Annotated in this window: 13 protein-coding genes and 1 tRNA gene; 3 read left to right on the forward strand and 11 right to left on the reverse strand. The window is 68.0% G+C overall.

The features are described 5' to 3' along the window. Positions 1-22: 22 nt before the first annotated feature. Positions 23-1,459 carry a pyruvate kinase gene (pyk, locus tag ACX28W_RS34900; RefSeq protein ID WP_459004014.1) on the forward strand — a complete coding sequence of 479 codons (1,437 nt, stop codon included), beginning with the start codon at positions 23-25 and terminating at the stop codon, positions 1,457-1,459. Between the two features lie 8 nt (positions 1,460-1,467). Here pyk and ACX28W_RS34905 read toward each other — a convergent pair whose 3' ends face one another. After that, positions 1,468-2,241 carry a transposase gene (locus ACX28W_RS34905; protein ID WP_459004015.1) on the reverse strand — a complete coding sequence of 258 codons (774 nt, stop codon included), beginning with the start codon at positions 2,239-2,241 and terminating at the stop codon, positions 1,468-1,470. 86 nt (positions 2,242-2,327) lie between these two features. Continuing rightward, positions 2,328-2,411 (reverse strand) — tRNA-Leu (locus tag ACX28W_RS34910). A 104-nt stretch (positions 2,412-2,515) separates the two neighbouring features. On the opposite strand from ACX28W_RS34910, the gene ACX28W_RS34915 reads away from it, so the two are divergent. Next, positions 2,516-3,166, forward strand: a complete 651-nt coding sequence (locus tag ACX28W_RS34915; protein ID WP_459004016.1) for an ANTAR domain-containing response regulator — start codon at positions 2,516-2,518, stop codon at positions 3,164-3,166. Between the two features lie 80 nt (positions 3,167-3,246). On the opposite strand, the gene ACX28W_RS34920 is transcribed toward ACX28W_RS34915, so the two are convergent. The 7 genes from ACX28W_RS34920 to ACX28W_RS34950 form a co-directional block, all read right to left on the reverse strand. Continuing rightward, on the reverse strand, positions 3,247-3,963 hold the full coding sequence (locus ACX28W_RS34920; protein ID WP_459004017.1) for an ABC transporter ATP-binding protein: 717 nt from the start codon (positions 3,961-3,963) through the stop codon (positions 3,247-3,249). Further along, the gene (locus tag ACX28W_RS34925; protein ID WP_459004018.1) at positions 3,960-4,871 is read right to left on the reverse strand and encodes an ABC transporter ATP-binding protein; all 912 of its coding nucleotides are present in this window, start codon (positions 4,869-4,871) and stop codon (positions 3,960-3,962) included. The genes ACX28W_RS34920 and ACX28W_RS34925 overlap by 4 nt, the downstream gene beginning before the upstream one ends. 5 nt (positions 4,872-4,876) lie before the next feature. After that, positions 4,877-6,703, reverse strand: coding sequence for a branched-chain amino acid ABC transporter permease (locus ACX28W_RS34930; RefSeq protein WP_459004019.1), 1,827 nt, complete (start codon positions 6,701-6,703; stop codon positions 4,877-4,879). Between the two features lie 5 nt (positions 6,704-6,708). Further along, on the reverse strand, positions 6,709-7,641 hold the full coding sequence (locus ACX28W_RS34935) for a branched-chain amino acid ABC transporter permease (protein ID WP_459004020.1): 933 nt from the start codon (positions 7,639-7,641) through the stop codon (positions 6,709-6,711). A gap of 118 nt (positions 7,642-7,759) precedes the next feature. Continuing rightward, positions 7,760-8,989, reverse strand: a complete 1,230-nt coding sequence (locus ACX28W_RS34940; RefSeq protein ID WP_459004021.1) for a branched-chain amino acid ABC transporter substrate-binding protein — start codon at positions 8,987-8,989, stop codon at positions 7,760-7,762. Between the two features lie 282 nt (positions 8,990-9,271). Beyond that, a complete protein-coding gene (locus ACX28W_RS34945) occupies positions 9,272-9,904 on the reverse strand; it encodes a Tat pathway signal sequence domain protein (protein ID WP_459004022.1) in 633 nt (210 codons plus the stop codon). Next, positions 9,901-10,338, reverse strand: coding sequence for a hypothetical protein (locus ACX28W_RS34950; RefSeq protein WP_459004023.1), 438 nt, complete (start codon positions 10,336-10,338; stop codon positions 9,901-9,903). Before ACX28W_RS34950 ends, ACX28W_RS34945 begins: the two co-directional genes overlap by 4 nt. A 116-nt stretch (positions 10,339-10,454) precedes the next feature. Between ACX28W_RS34950 and ACX28W_RS34955 the strand changes: the two genes are divergently transcribed. After that, positions 10,455-11,156, forward strand: coding sequence for a ceramidase domain-containing protein (locus ACX28W_RS34955; RefSeq protein WP_459004024.1), 702 nt, complete (start codon positions 10,455-10,457; stop codon positions 11,154-11,156). Between the two features lie 370 nt (positions 11,157-11,526). On the opposite strand, the gene ACX28W_RS34960 is transcribed toward ACX28W_RS34955, so the two are convergent. Together ACX28W_RS34960 and ACX28W_RS34965 are read right to left on the reverse strand one after the other, a co-directional pair. Next, on the reverse strand, positions 11,527-11,988 hold the full coding sequence (locus ACX28W_RS34960) for a PaaI family thioesterase (RefSeq protein WP_459004025.1): 462 nt from the start codon (positions 11,986-11,988) through the stop codon (positions 11,527-11,529). Positions 11,989-12,047: 59 nt separating this feature from the next. Next, the gene (locus ACX28W_RS34965) at positions 12,048-14,342 is read right to left on the reverse strand and encodes an FdhF/YdeP family oxidoreductase (RefSeq protein ID WP_459004026.1); all 2,295 of its coding nucleotides are present in this window, start codon (positions 14,340-14,342) and stop codon (positions 12,048-12,050) included. Between the last annotated feature and the right edge of the window lie 74 nt (positions 14,343-14,416).

Consider the following 14,416-nt stretch of genomic DNA (forward strand, 5'->3'; position numbering starts at 1 on the left):
CGGTAAGGCCTAGGCTCGAACCATGCGCCGAGCAAAAATCGTCTGTACATTGGGCCCCGCCACCGACTCGTACGACCAGATCAAAGCCCTGGTCGAAGCCGGAATGGACGTAGCCCGCCTCAACCTCAGCCACGGCACCTACGCCGAACACGAGGAGCGCTACCGCCACGTGCGAAAGGCGGCCGACGAGACCGGCCGCAGCGTCGGAATCCTCGCCGACCTTCAAGGTCCGAAGATCCGACTCGGCCGTTTTACCGAAGGCCCCGTACTCCTTGAACGCGGAGACACCTTCACCATCACCGTCGAGGACGGCATCGAAGGCGACCGCCAGACCTGCGGTACGACGTACTCCGGGCTTGCCTCCGACGTCACCCCAGGTGAGCGCATCCTCGTCGACGACGGCAAGGTCAGCCTCCAGGTCACCACCGTCGACGGCCCCCGCGTCCACACCACCGTGGTCGAAGGCGGCATGATCTCCGACCACAAGGGCCTCAACCTCCCCGGCGTCGCCGTCTCCGTCCCCGCCCTCTCCGACAAGGACGAAGCAGACCTCCGCTGGGCCCTGCGCATCGGATGCGACGTCATCGCCCTGTCCTTCGTGCGCAGCGGCCGCGACATCGACGACGTCCACCGCATCATGGGCGAGGAAGGCCGCCGCCTTCCCGTCATCGCCAAGGTGGAGAAGCCCCAGGCCGTCGACGCGATCGACGACATCGTCGCCGCCTTCGACGGCATCATGGTCGCGCGTGGCGACCTGGGCGTGGAGATGCCCCTGGAGCAGGTCCCGATCGTCCAGAAGCGCGCCATCAAGCTGGCGAAACGCAACGCCAAGCCGGTCATCGTCGCCACCCAGATGCTCGACTCGATGATCGAGAACTCCCGCCCGACCCGCGCGGAAGCCTCGGACGTCGCCAACGCGGTCATCGACGGCACGGACGCGGTGATGCTGTCCGGCGAGACCAGCGTCGGCAACTACCCCATCGAGACGGTCCGCACGATGGCCCGCATCGTGGAGGCAGCCGAGGAAGACATCCTCGCCAAGGGCCTGCCGCCCCTGACCGACCGCAACAAGCCCCGCACCCAGGGCGGCGCCGTCGCCCGCGCGGCCGCCGAGATGGGCGACTTCCTCGGCGCCAAGTTCCTGGTCGCCTTCACCCAGTCCGGCGACACGGTCCGCCGTCTGTCGCGCTACCGCTCCCCGATCCCGCTGCTCGCCTTCACCCCGGACCCGGCGACCCGCTCCCAGCTGAGCCTGACCTGGGGCGTGGAAACCTTCCTCGGCCCTCACGTCAACTCCACCGACGCCATGGTCAACCAGGTGGACGAGCTGCTGCTGAACTACGGCCGTTGCGAGAAGGGCGACATCGTCGTCATCACGGCCGGCTCCCCGCCCGGGGTCTCCGGCACGACGAATCTCGTACGGGTGCACCACATCGGGGAGGACGACAGTCCCAAGTAGGCGGCCCCTCAGTACTTGGGGCCTACGTGGGCGTCCATGAGGGCGACGGAGGCTTTTTTGGCGACGGAGATGTTGTGTGAGTTCGCCTGCTTCCAGTCGACGCCGAGTGCGTCCAGGGTGTCCGTGAAGAGCCGGGTGATGTCGGCCGACTTGTTCGTGAAGAAGTACCGGGGGTATTCGTAGCGTTTGCGCTGGCCGCCGATGACTTTCTCCGTCCAGTTGGTGATTCGGCACCCGTCGGAATGGATGAGTCCTCGGACGAACTCCCAGGGGTGAGCATCGACGATTTGCTGCTGCCAGGGTTCGAGGACGATGGGGCGCTCGTGCTTCTTGCCGGGACCGTGCTGAGGGAACAGGCAAGGCCAGTGCTTGCTGTAGCAGGTGACGTACTGGCAGCCCTGGCGCTGCACGCGGAAGACCTTGTTGGCGGGGCGCAGGATCTGCATGGCTTCGGCACAGGCGTCGATGAGCCCTGGCCATGCGTCAGCGCAGGCGATACGCATAAAGTAGACGCCCTTGTGGAGAGAGCTGATGCACCCATCACCGAGGTACAGGCCAAGCAGATAGGCGTAGGCGACTTCATTGAGTGGCTCATCGTCACACCGGGGACACCTCGGGGCGTGACGTCCAGGGCGTGTCCCACGCTTTGCGCGGTCCACGTGCAGCCACTTCCCGATAGTCCCTGCCGGGACATTGAGTTGGCGGGCCACGGCTGCGTTCCGCATGCCTCCGTGAAGCAGCGTAAGCGCCTTCTGCCGCACCTCTGTGCTGTGGAAGTTCATGCGAGCACTGTGTGTCACTGATCGTGACCATGCGCAGTAAAAAGCGGATGTTCACGAGAACGTGAACATCCGCTTCTTCCTGAAGGTGCCCGGTGTGGGATTCGAACCCACATGCCCAAAGGGCACGGCATTTTGAGTGCCGCGAGTCTGACCAGTTCCTCCAACCGGGCTGGCTGCGTAACTGTCGGGAAGTGTACCGGGTCATCGCAGGCCGCCGCCCCTAGGTAGGCTGCATAAGCAGCACTACCTGCCCGGCCCGTAACGAGGAGCCCCCGTGACCGCCCCCGAGTCGCCCCAGCCCGTCGCCGACGACGACAAGTCGCACGTGCCTCCGCTGACGACCCGTGTCGTCATCGCTGAGGACGAGGCGCTGATCCGTCTCGACCTGAAAGAGATGCTCGAGGAGGAGGGCTACGCCGTCGTGGGTGAGGCGGGGGATGGCGAGCAGGCCGTCGAGCTCGCCCGTGAGCACAAGCCGGACCTCGTGATCCTCGACGTGAAGATGCCGAAGCTGGACGGCATCTCCGCCGCCGAGAAGATCGCCGAAGAGGGCATCGCCCCCGTTCTCATGCTCACCGCCTTCTCGCAGCGCGACCTCGTGGAGCGTGCGCGCGACGCCGGCGCCATGGCGTACCTCGTGAAGCCGTTCAGCAAGAGCGACGTCGTCCCGGCGATCGAGATGGCCGTGTCGCGGTTCACGGAGCTGAAGCAGCTGGAGAAGGAGGTCGCGGACCTCAGCCAGCGCCTCGAGACGCGGAAGCTCGTCGACCGTGCGAAGTCCGTCCTCCAGACGCAGTACGGCCTGACCGAGCCCGCCGCCTTCCGGTGGATCCAGAAGACGTCGATGGACCGCCGTATGTCCATGCAGCAGGTCGCCGAGGCGGTCATCGTGGACGCCGAGGAGAAGAAGTCCGCGAAGGGCTGACAGACACCCGCAGCTGTACGTACGACGAGGCCCGCACTCCCCGACTGGGGGTGCGGGCCTCGTCGTATGGGCGCGAGAACCTAGTCCTCGCCCAGATACGCCTTCCGCACGGACTCGTCGTGCAGGAGGTCCTGCCCGGCACCGGAGAGGACGATGCTGCCCACCTCCATGACGTGTCCGTGGTCGGCGAGGGAGAGTGCCGCCTGGGCGTTCTGTTCGACGAGGAGGATCGTCGTGCCCTGGGACTTGAGTTCAGCGATGGTGGCCATGATCTTCTGCATCATGATCGGCGAGAGGCCCATGGAGGGTTCGTCGAGCATGAGGAGTTTGGGCTGGGACATCAGGGCCCGGCCCATGGCCAGCATCTGCTGTTCGCCGCCGGAGAGCGTTCCCGCGGCCTGCTTCCTGCGCTCCCCGAGAATGGGGAAGAGGTCGTAGGCGCGCTGGATGTCCTTCTCGATGGCCGGCTTGTCGTTGCGGAGGAAGGCGCCGAGCCGCAGGTTGTCCTCGATGGTCATGCGGGGGAAGATGTGCCGCCCCTCGGGGGAGTGGGCGAGTCCCAGCGAGACGATCTGGTGGGCGGGAGTCTTCTTCAGCGACTTGCCCTGGAACTTGATCTGGCCGCCGACGGGCTTGAGGAGGCCGGACAGGGTGCGCAGGGTGGTGGTCTTGCCGGCGCCGTTGGTGCCGATGAGGGTGACCACCTCACCGGCTTCGACCTTGAAGGAGATGCCTTTGACGGCTTCGATTTTGCCGTAGGCGACTCGGAGGTCCTCGACTTCGAGTAGTGCGGTCATCGGTCGTTCTCCTTGCCGGGCGCGGCGTCCGTCGTGGTGTCGGCGTGTGCCTCGGCGGCTTCGACTTCGGCGACTTCTTCGTCGCCGGGGGCGTCTTCGAAGGGTTCGCCGAGGTAGGCGGCGATGACGCGCTCGTCGCCCTGGACGGTTTCGCTGTCGCCTTCGACGAGTTTTTCGCCTTGGACGAGGACGGCGACGCGGTCGCAGAGGTTGAAGATGAACCGCATGTCGTGCTCGATGACGAGGACGGCGATGCCCATGTCGCGGATGGCGAAGACGAGTTCCTCGGTGGCCCGGGTCTCCTGCGGGTTCATGCCGGCGGTGGGCTCGTCGAGGAGCAGGAGGCCCGGCTCGCTGGCCAGGGCTCGCGCGATCTCGAGCTTGCGCTGCTCGCCGTAGGGGAGGTTCCTGGCGAGGTGGTCGCGCTTGGCGGCCAGGCCGATGAACTCGAGGAGTTCCATGGCGCGTTCCTCGGATGCCTTCTCGGCCTTTTTGAAGCCGGGTCCGCGCAGGAGTGCGGACCAGAGACCTTCCTTGGTGCGCGTGTGGCGGCCGACGAGGACGTTTTCCAGCACCGTCATGTTGGCGAAGAGACGGATGTTCTGGAAGGTGCGGGCGACGCCTGCCGCGGTGACCTTGAAGGACTTGGGCGGCAGAACGGTGCCCTTGTAGCGGACCTCGCCCTCGGTGGGGATGTAGAGGCCGGTGAGGCAGTTGAAGAAGGTCGTCTTGCCGGCGCCGTTGGGGCCGATCAGTCCGACGATCTCGCCGCTGTTGACGGTGAGGTCGACGTTGCGTACGGCGGTGAGGCCGCCGAAGCGCATGGTGACGCCGCGGGCGTCGAGTACGACTTCGCCGGGAGCGTTGGCGCCGGAGGAGGCTGCCGGGGTGGTGGTGTCGGTAGTCATGGTGGTCAGGCCCCTGCCTTGCTGAGGACTGTGGGTGCTTCCGCGTCTTCGTGGAATTCGAGCTGGCGGCGCCGGTTCGGGATGAGGCCCTCAGGGCGGAAGCGCATCAGCAGGATGAGCGCGAGACCGAAGGCGAAGAGCTGGTAGTCGTCGAGGAACTGGAGCTTGGCCGGGATGAGGTAGAGCAGTGCGGCGCCGACGAGCGGGCCGCTGATGGTGCCCATGCCGCCGAGGACGACTGCCGCGAGCAGGAACGCCGAGTTGGGAGGGACGACGGCGGCGAAGGTGTACTGCTCGGGTGTCACGGTGTAGGTGACGTGTGCCTGGACGGTACCGGCGAGTCCGGCGAGGGCGGCGCCGAGGGCGAAGGCGATGAGCTTGACCCGGAAGCCGTTGATGCCCATGGCGAGGGCGGCGGTCTCGTCCTCGCGGATGGCGATCCAGGCGCGGCCGATGCGGGAGTCGCTGCTGCGCCGGAAGACGACCACGACGACCAGCGTGATGAGGAGCATCAGCAGGAAGTAGTTGGCGAACCGGGCGATGGTGAAGCCGGCGAAGGTGTGTTCCGCGCCGAAGTCGAAGCCGAAGATGTTGAGGTTCGGGATCGAGGCGATGCCGTTGGAGCCGTTGGTGATGTCCGGGCCCGAGGTGCCGTCCATGTTGAGGACGGCGATGCGGAAGATCTCACCGAAGCCGAGGGTGACGATGGCGAGGTAGTCGCCTCGGAGCCGCAGGGTGGGGGCGCCGATGAGGACGCCGAAGACCATGGCGACGGCGGCGCCGAGCAGGGCCGAGGCCCAGAACGGGAGGTGGACGTCGAACGGCGAGGACGGGGAACCGGAGACCATGGCCGCGGTGTAGGCGCCGACGCCGAGGAAGGCGACGTATCCGAGGTCGAGGAGGCCGGCGAGGCCGACGACGATGTTCAGGCCGAGGGCGACGGTGGCGAAGATCAGGATGTAGACGCCGATCGTCGCGTACTGGTCGTCGGACTGGGTGAAGGGGAAGGCCGCGGCGGCGAGGAACGCGCCGAGCATCGTCACGTTGCGGTGCTTCGCGGTGAGGGCGGAGACCCTGCTGGCGAGGCCGGCCTTGGCGGCGGCGGCGAAGCCGAAGCCCGTGGTGATGAGGAAGCCGATGAAGAGCTCGTCGTACTCGGTGCCGATGCCGTAGGTGAAGACGATCAGGCCCAGGGCGAGTGTCGCGACGATGATCAGGATCTCGGCGTACGCGGGCAGTTTGCGGGCCGGGGTGGGGGTGCCGGAGGCGAAGGCGGCCTTGATGACGTTGACGGTGTTGCGTACGTCGAGGAGGAGCCGCTCGCGGGGGGTGTCCTCGGGGTCGGCGATGTCGGGCTCCGGCCGCTGGAACGGCAGGGAGAGCGCCCCGAGGAGGGAGCCGAGGGTGGCGATGGCGACGATGTAGCCGCCGGGTTCGAGGTTGACGACGCCGCCGAGTTGGACGGTGATCGCGATGACCGTGTACCAGGCGGTGGCGAAGGTGCCGAGCGCGGCGAGCTTGATGGCGCTGGAGGCGCCCGCGGGTACCAGCCAGCCCAGGCCCTTGATGCCGTACGAGGCGAGGCCGAACAGGGTGGTGAGGGCGCCGCCGATGAGGACGAGGACCTGGAGGCCGCCCGGGTAGCCGTAGACGGTGAGGTCACCGGGGAATTCGGAGGTCCAGGTCCAGGCGAGGAAGGCGGAGACGACGGCGAGGGCGCCGCCGCCGGTGGCGAGGGCGCGGCCGATGGTGGGGGGGATGGCGACGAGGCCCTTGGGCGTTCCCGGGGTCGGGGTGTTGGGCGTCTCGGGAGCGGTGGTCTGTGTGGTCATCGGTGTCACGCCCTGTCCGCCACGCGCTCGCCGAGCAGGCCCTGTGGCCTGAACAGGAGTACGAGGATGAGGAGTACGAAGGCCCAGACGTTGGCCCAGGACTGGCCGCCGAGCTGCGACATGCCGGGGACGTCGGCGATGTAGGCGGTGGCCATGGTTTCGGCGAGGCCCAGGACGAGGCCGCCGATCATGGCTCCGTAGATGTTGCCGATGCCGCCGAGGACGGCGGCGGTGAAGGCCTTGAGGCCGAGGAGGAAGCCCATGCGGAAGTCGATCTGGCCGTACTTGAATCCGTAGGCCACGGCCCCGACGGCGGCGAAGGTGGCGCCGAGGGCGAAGGCGACCACGATGATGCGGTCGGTGTTGATGCCCATGAGCTTGGCGGTGTCCGGGTCCTGGGCGGTGGCCTGCATACCGCGTCCGGTGCGGGTCTTCATCACGAAGTAGGCGAGGATCGCCATGCTGATGGGGGCGGCGATGAAGAGGAAGACGTCGCCGGTCTGGATGGTGACGCTGCCGATCTCGAAGGGCCCGCCGGGGATGCTCGGGAAGGTGATGGCGGACTTGGCGTCCGGGTACCAGGCCCACACCGCCTGCTGAAGGGCGAGGGAGAGGCCGATGGCGGTGATGAGGGGGGCGAGGCGTGGTGCGCCGCGCAGCGGGCGGTAGGCGAACCGTTCGGCTCCCACGGCGATCGTGGTGGAGACGAGGATGGCGCCGATGAGCATCAGGGGCAGCGCGAGCCACATGGTGGTGCCGTCGGGCAGGATGTACAGGTAGACCGTGAGAGCGCCGAAGGCCCCGGTCATGAAGATCTCGCCGTGGGCGAAGTTGATGAGCTGGACGATGCCGTAGACCATTGTGTAGCCGATGGCGACGAGCCCGTACATGGATCCCAGTAGCAGGCCATTGACCAGCTGCTGCGGCAGTTCGTTCACCGCATGTCCTCCGAGACGTTCGGATGTCGGATGTTCGACGAATGTGGCCGGATGTGAGTCCGCGCGGGGCGCCTGTGGTGCAGCGCCCCGCGCGGCTCTTCCGTGGTGCGGGTGGGGGTCAGCCTGTGTAGGTACCGGACTTCACGGGCTTCCAGGCACCGTTCTCGACCGCGTAGACGGTGAGCTGCTTGTTGGTCGCGTCACCGAACTCGTCGAAGGAGACCTTGCCGGTCACACCGTCGAAGGAGACGTTCTGCATGGCTTCGGTGATCTTGGCGCGGGCGTCGTCCGGGAGCTTGCCGTCGTTGTCGTCGACGACCTTCTTCACGGCCTCGATGATCGCCCAGGCGGAGTCGTAGGAGTAGCCGCCGTACGCCTCGTAGGCCTCCTTGTAGCCCGCGGCCTCGTAGTTGGCGACGAACTCCTTGGCGGAGGGGAGCTCCTCGACCGGCGCGCCGACCGAGGTGGCGAGGTCGCCGTTGGCGCTGGCGCCGGCCAGCTTGATGAAGTCGGCGCTGTAGATGCCGTCGCCGCCGACCACCGGGATCTTGGCGCCCGCGGCCTTGATCTGCTTGCTGAGCGGGCCGGCCTGCGGGTATTCGCCGCCGTAGTAGACGACGTCCGCGCCGGAGCTCTTCACCTGGGTGGCGACCGCGGAGAAGTCCTTGGTGTCGGGGTCGATGTGCTGGGTGCCGGCCACCGTGCCGCCGAGCTTCTTGAACTCCTCGGTGAAGGTGGCGGCCAGGCCGGCGCCGTAGGTCTTCTTGTCGTCGATGACGAAGACCTTCTTCTTCTTGGAGTCGTTGTAGACGTACTGCGCGGCGAAGGGGCCCTGGATGGCGTCCGTGGTCGCGGTGCGGAAGTACGACTTGTACGGGCGGGTCTTCGTGCCGGTGTTCCAGTCCACGCCCTGGGTGAGGGCCGGGTTGGTGTTGGCGGGGGAGACCTCGACGAGCTTGGCGACGTCGAAGATCTTCTGCATGGACTCGGCGACGGAGGAGTTCAGCGGTCCGACTACGCCGAGGACCTTGTCGTCAGCGACGAACTTGGTGGCGTTCTGCTGGCCCGGGGAGGGCAGCCCCTGGTCGTCGAGGGCCTCGATCTTGAAGGTGATGCCGTCGACGTACTTCTTCTCGTTGGCCTGCTTGGTGGCGAGGTCCACGGAGTTCTTGATGCCGAGGCCCAGAGCGGACAGGTCGCCGGTCAGCGGGGCGTCGATGCCGATGGTGACGGTGGTGCCACTGTCGCCGGAGCCCGAGCCTTCGTCGTCGCGCGAGCCGCAGGCGGTAAGGGTGAGTGCTCCCGCCGCCAGCGCGGCGGTGATGGCGATGAACGAACGTTGACGCACGGTCAGTCCTTTCCCTGGCGCGGCCCTCCCCCATGGAAGCGGCCGAGTCGAGCGCTGAGCTGAGCCGAAATGATTTCGAATCCCTGGCGCGGTGACTGGGCGTGACTCTAAGCGGGGGCAGGGAACATCGAGGAGGGTCTGACGAAGGCTGTGACGCTCTTGTTATGACACGAGGTAATGCAGAGCGGTACTGAGTGGGTGGAACAGTGGAATTCAGGCTGATTCGCCCTGTCCGCATGTTGAGAACGCGCAGGACTCGAAGGGGGTGTGCTCAGGAGTGTTCTAGGGCTTTGGTGATGACGCGGAATTGTTGCCGCAGGCTACCTGGAGTGCTTCCGAGAGGTCTTGTGCGTATAGCTCACCAAGGATGAAGCTGTGCACTTGTATTGCGCGCGTATTACGCAGAGTTACATCCAGGAAAGGGAATCCGGCGTTCCGGGGCACTTTTGCGCATTCGTTCACGTGCACGGTGATCGTGATCTTGTGTGGAAATCCGGCGTTCGTCCGGAACGGGGGGCGTGGATCCGAGGTGAGGGAGTAGCTGGAGGAGGGCTGTTCGATCCGCAACACGGTGACCGGAGGGCCGGAACGCACGGTGAGCTCCACCGCGAAGGTGAAGGCCCCGCGCGGCCCGTTCCGGGGCGGGTCCTCCTTGCCCGCGTAGGCGACATCGGTCACCTGGGAGGGGTACGGCGGGGCGGGCGCCGGTGGTTGCCGGGGCCGGGTGGCGTAGAGATAGCCGCCGACGACGAGGACGGCGGCGGACATCGCGGCGGCGAGCGCGGCGCGGCGGTGCCGGGCGTACAGCCGCATGAGCGGCCCGCGCGGGACCTCCGGGGGCAGCGGGATGTCCGCTTCCGGGATGTCCCGTTCGCGGGTGCCCTCGCCCGGCTCGACGGGACCGATGCCGCTCACTGCCAGGGACCTCCGCTCGGGGCGCCGTCGCGGTAGCGCTCCGCGCACAGCTCGCGCGCCCGGCGGTCGATCAACTGCTCGGCCGCCTCCGCGCCTTTGCGTTTCTCTTCGGCCCGGGCGGCGTCCACGACCTTCATCAGGATCTCGTACTGCCCGTTGGACAGGCCCATCGACTGGTAGTCCCCGTAGCTGTCCTGGTCCAGTGCCTCTCGCGACCAGTACGAGACGAGTCGGGCGCACAGGTCCTCGGGAGGCGTGGACGCCGACGGCGTACCGGAGCCGGTCCGCGCGGAGCTCCGCGCGGCCGCCGTCGTCCCGTCCTCCGCCCCGTCCTTCACGCCGGATTCCCCGCACCCGGTCAGCAGGCCGAAGGTCAGGAGAGTGAGCCCTGTCCCGAGCGCTGCCCGAGTCCAGGGGGCTCCTGCCGTTCCCATACCTTGACGCTAAGGGGCCGGGTGCCCGGGATCAACGGCGCCGGGGCATCGGCGCGCTCCCTGTATTCGTGTCCTGGAACCGGCAGTTGGACCGATCGCTCGACAGGATGAGGCCTGTGAACTGGAACGAGCACCTCGACGAGTACTGCGAGCGAGGGTCGGCGGCCTTCTGGGCCGAGCCCGTCAACGCGGTGACCAACCTCGCCTTCGTCGTGGCGGCGTTGGCGATCTGGCGCATCCTGCGGCCCTGTCGGCCCGTGCCTGCCGGCATCGGGCTCCTGGCCCCGCTCATGGCGCTCATCGGCATCGGCAGCTTCGCCTTCCACACGCTGGCGACGCGGTGGTCCCAGGCGCTGGACGTCGTGCCGATCACACTGTTCGTGCTCTTCTACCTCGGGTGCTTCCTGCGCTGGTTCTACGGTCTCGCCTGGCGGCGGTGCGTGCTCGCAGTGGCCGGTTTCGTGGCCTTCACCGCCGTGTTCGGCGTGCTGGCCGGTGGGTTGATCCCCAATCGCTCCGGCATGTACGTCCCCGTACTGCTGCTGATGACCGGCCTGGCGGTGACGCTGCGTGGGTCGCGGGAGGCGGGCCGGGCCGCCCAGTGGCGGCAATTCGCCGTGGCGGCCGTGGTGTTCGCGGTCGCGCTGTTCGCCCGCACGGTGGACGAGGAAGTCTGCGGTGCCTTCCCGCTGGGCGCGCACTTCCTTTGGCACACCCTCGACGGCGTACTGGTCTTCCTGGTGTCCCGCGCCCTCATCCGCCGCTGGCACTACGTGGCGGACGCGGACCGTGACCGGCTCGCCGTATCCGCCCCGTAACGGCCTTGGAGGAGTTGCCCGGCACCGGCGGGTGCCGCCTCTGGTCGGTGCCGATCCGCACGTACGGCACCTGGTTCGGGTTCCTGAGCCCCGAGGAGCGCACGCGGGCGAGCGAGATGCGGGCGGGCGCCGCGCGGAACACGTTCATCACGTCCCGCGGGTTCCAGCGGCAGGCGGCCGGTACTTGCGGGCCGCTCCCGAGGTGTTTCGTATCGACCGCACCTGCGACCACTGCGGGCCGGGACACGGCCGGCCGGGGTGATCCATCTCCTCGACCTGCCGGTCGGCGACGGTCAGGTGGCCGCGATCGCGGCCACACAGCGGATCAGCCGCGTCGAGCACCGCGCACCAGACGGCTGACTCACGGCGGTCAGCCGGTGGGTGCGTCCTTGAGCATGCAGGTCAGTCGGGCGGAGCAGACGCGCTTGCCGTTCTCGTCCGTGATGACGATCTCGTACGTCGCCGTGGATCGCCCCCGGTGCAGGGGCGTGGCCACGCCGGTGACGAGGCCGGAACGCGCTCCGCGGTGATGCGTGCAGTTCAGGTCGACGCCGACGGCGATCTTGGAGCTGCCGCCGTGGAGCATGGCGCCGATGGAGCCGAGGGTCTCCGCGAGGACGGCGGAGGCGCCTCCGTGCAGGAGGCCGTACGGCTGGGTGTTGCCCTCCACCGGCATGGTGGCGACGACGCGGTCCGCGGAGGCCTCGACGATCTGGACGCCCATGCGGGTGCCGAGGTGACCTGCTGAGAAGAGGGCGGGCAGGTCGACGCCGAGCGAGGCGTACTCGTCGATGACCTCTTGCGGGAACTTCACGTGGCTCTGCTCGCCCATGGGGCCGGCTCCGATCGTCGACGTCGTGGATCACTCTGGCGCACTGGCTGAGCAAACGCTCAGTCGGTGGTCGATTGTTCCAGACGGACTACGACGGACTTGCTGGCCGGGGTGTTGCTGGTGTCGGCGGTGGCGTCGAGCGGCACGAGGACGTTGGTCTCCGGGTAGTACGCGGCGGCGCAGCCCAGGGCGGTCGGGTAGTGCACGACGCGGAAGCCGGGGGCGCGCCGCTCGACGCCGTCCTGCCACTCGCTGACGAGGTCGACGTACGAGCCTTCGGCGATCCCGAGGGACTGTGCGTCCTCGGGGTTGACCAGGACGACCCGGCGGCCGTTCTTGATGCCGCGGTAGCGGTCGTCCAGGCCGTAGATGGTGGTGTTGTACTGGTCGTGCGAGCGCAGGGTCTGCAGGAGCAGGCGGCCTTCGGGGAGCTTCGGGTACTCGACGGGCGCGGCGGTGAAGTTGGCCTTGCCGGTGGCGGTGGGGAAGCGGCGCTCGTCGCGCGGGGCGTGCGGGAGGGTGAAGCCGTCGGGGTGGGCGACGCGTGCGTTGAAGTCCTCGAAGCCGGGGATGACGCGGGCGATGCGGTCGCGGACGGTCGCGTAGTCCTTCTCGAACTCCTCCCAGGGGGTGCGGGATTCGTCGCCGAGGACGCGGCGGGCGAGGCGGCACACGATGGCGGGTTCGGACAGCAGGTGGTCGCTCGCGGGCGCCAGGCGGCCGTGTGAGGCGTGCACCATGCCCATGGAGTCCTCGACGGTGACGAACTGCTCTGTGCTTTTCCCGTTCGGGCCGACCTGGAGGTCGCGCTCGGTGCGGCCGAGGGTGGGCAGGATCAGGGCGCGGGCGCCGGTGATCACGTGTGAGCGGTTCAGTTTCGTCGATACGTGGACGGTGAGGCGGGCGCGGCGCATGGCGGCCTCGGTGACCTCGGTGTCGGGGGAGGCGGACACGAAGTTGCCGCCCATGGCGAAGAAGACCTTGGCGTCACCGTCGCGCAGGGCGCGGATGGCTCGTACGACGTCGTAGCCGTGTTCGCGGGGCGGGGCGAAGCCGAACTCCTTCTCCAGGGCGTCGAGGAAGGCGGGGGCGGGGCGTTCGAAGATGCCCATGGTGCGGTCGCCCTGCACGTTGGAGTGGCCGCGGACCGGGCATACGCCGGCGCCGGGGCGGCCGATGTTGCCGCGCAGCAGGAGGAGGTTGACGACTTCGCGGATGGTCGGCACGGAGTGCTTGTGCTGGGTGAGGCCCATCGCCCAGCACACGATGGTGCGCCGGGAGGCGAGGATCATCCGCAGGGCCTCGTCGATCTTCTCCCGGGTGAGGCCGGTCGCGGTGAGTGTCTCGTCCCAGTCGGCGGCGCGGGCGGTGGTCGCGAACTCCTCGTAGCCGTGGGTGTGTTCGTCGATGAACTCCTGGTCGACGGCTCCGTCGGTCTCCAGGACGAGCTTGTTGAGGAGGCGGAAGAGGGCTTGGTCGCCGCCGAGGCGGATCTGGAGGAACAGGTCGGTGAGGGCGGCGCCCTTGAGCATGCCCTGGGGAGTCTGCGGGTTCTTGAAGCGCTCCAGGCCCGCCTCGGGCAGCGGGTTGACGGTGATGATCTTCGCGCCGTTGGCCTTGGCCTTCTCCAGGGCGGAGAGCATGCGGGGGTGGTTCGTGCCGGGGTTCTGCCCGGCGACGATGATCAGGTCCGCCTTGTAGAGGTCGTCGAGCAGGACGCTGCCCTTGCCGATGCCGATGGTCTCGGAGAGGGCGGATCCCGAGGACTCGTGGCACATGTTCGAGCAGTCCGGCAGGTTGTTCGTGCCGAGTTCGCGGGCGAACAGCTGGTAGAGGAAGGCGGCCTCGTTGCTCGTGCGTCCGGAGGTGTAGAAGAGGGCCTCGTCGGGGGAGTCGAGCGCGGCGAGGTCCTCGGCGACGATGTCGAAGGCGCGCTCCCAGGAGACCGGCTCGTAGTGGTCGGCGCCTTCGGGGAGGTACATGGGGTGGGTGAGGCGGCCCTGCTGACCCAGCCAGTAGCCGCTGCGGCCGAAGAGGTCGGTGACCGAGTGCGCGGCGAAGAAGTCCGGGGTGACGCGGCGCAGGGTGGCTTCCTCGGCGACCGCCTTCGCGCCGTTCTCGCAGAACTCCGCCGTGTGCCGGTGCTCCGGCTCGGGCCAGGCGCAGCCCGGGCAGTCGAAGCCGTCCTTCTGGTTGACGCGCAGGAGGGTGAGCGCGGTGCGGCGCACGCCCATCTGCTGCTGCGCGATGCGCAGGGTGTGGCCGATGGCGGGCAGCCCGGCCGCGGCGTTCTTCGGCTCGGTGACCTGCGGCGCGTCCTGAACCGGATCGCCCTTGGGCGGCTTGCTGGCCATCGCTGACCCCCTCCACGTGTACACGTCCGCTTGTGTGTCTCCCCGACGGCTTCGATCCTCGCACGCGGCGCTGA

Source organism: Streptomyces sp. SD15 (assembly GCF_054462255.1).

Coding starts and splice junctions, on each gene's coding strand:
- ACX28W_RS34925 (WP_459004018.1), bottom strand. CDS start 4,871: ATGACTACCGACACCACCACCCCGGCAGCCTCCTCCGGCGCCAACGCT.
- ACX28W_RS34960 (WP_459004025.1), bottom strand. CDS start 11,988: ATGGGCGAGCAGAGCCACGTGAAGTTCCCGCAAGAGGTCATCGACGAG.
- ACX28W_RS34920 (WP_459004017.1), bottom strand. CDS start 3,963: ATGACCGCACTACTCGAAGTCGAGGACCTCCGAGTCGCCTACGGCAAA.
- ACX28W_RS34930 (WP_459004019.1), bottom strand. CDS start 6,703: ATGACCACACAGACCACCGCTCCCGAGACGCCCAACACCCCGACCCCG.
- pyk (WP_459004014.1), top strand. CDS start 23: ATGCGCCGAGCAAAAATCGTCTGTACATTGGGCCCCGCCACCGACTCG.
- ACX28W_RS34965 (WP_459004026.1), bottom strand. CDS start 14,342: ATGGCCAGCAAGCCGCCCAAGGGCGATCCGGTTCAGGACGCGCCGCAG.
- ACX28W_RS34950 (WP_459004023.1), bottom strand. CDS start 10,338: ATGGGAACGGCAGGAGCCCCCTGGACTCGGGCAGCGCTCGGGACAGGG.
- ACX28W_RS34905 (WP_459004015.1), bottom strand. CDS start 2,241: ATGAACTTCCACAGCACAGAGGTGCGGCAGAAGGCGCTTACGCTGCTT.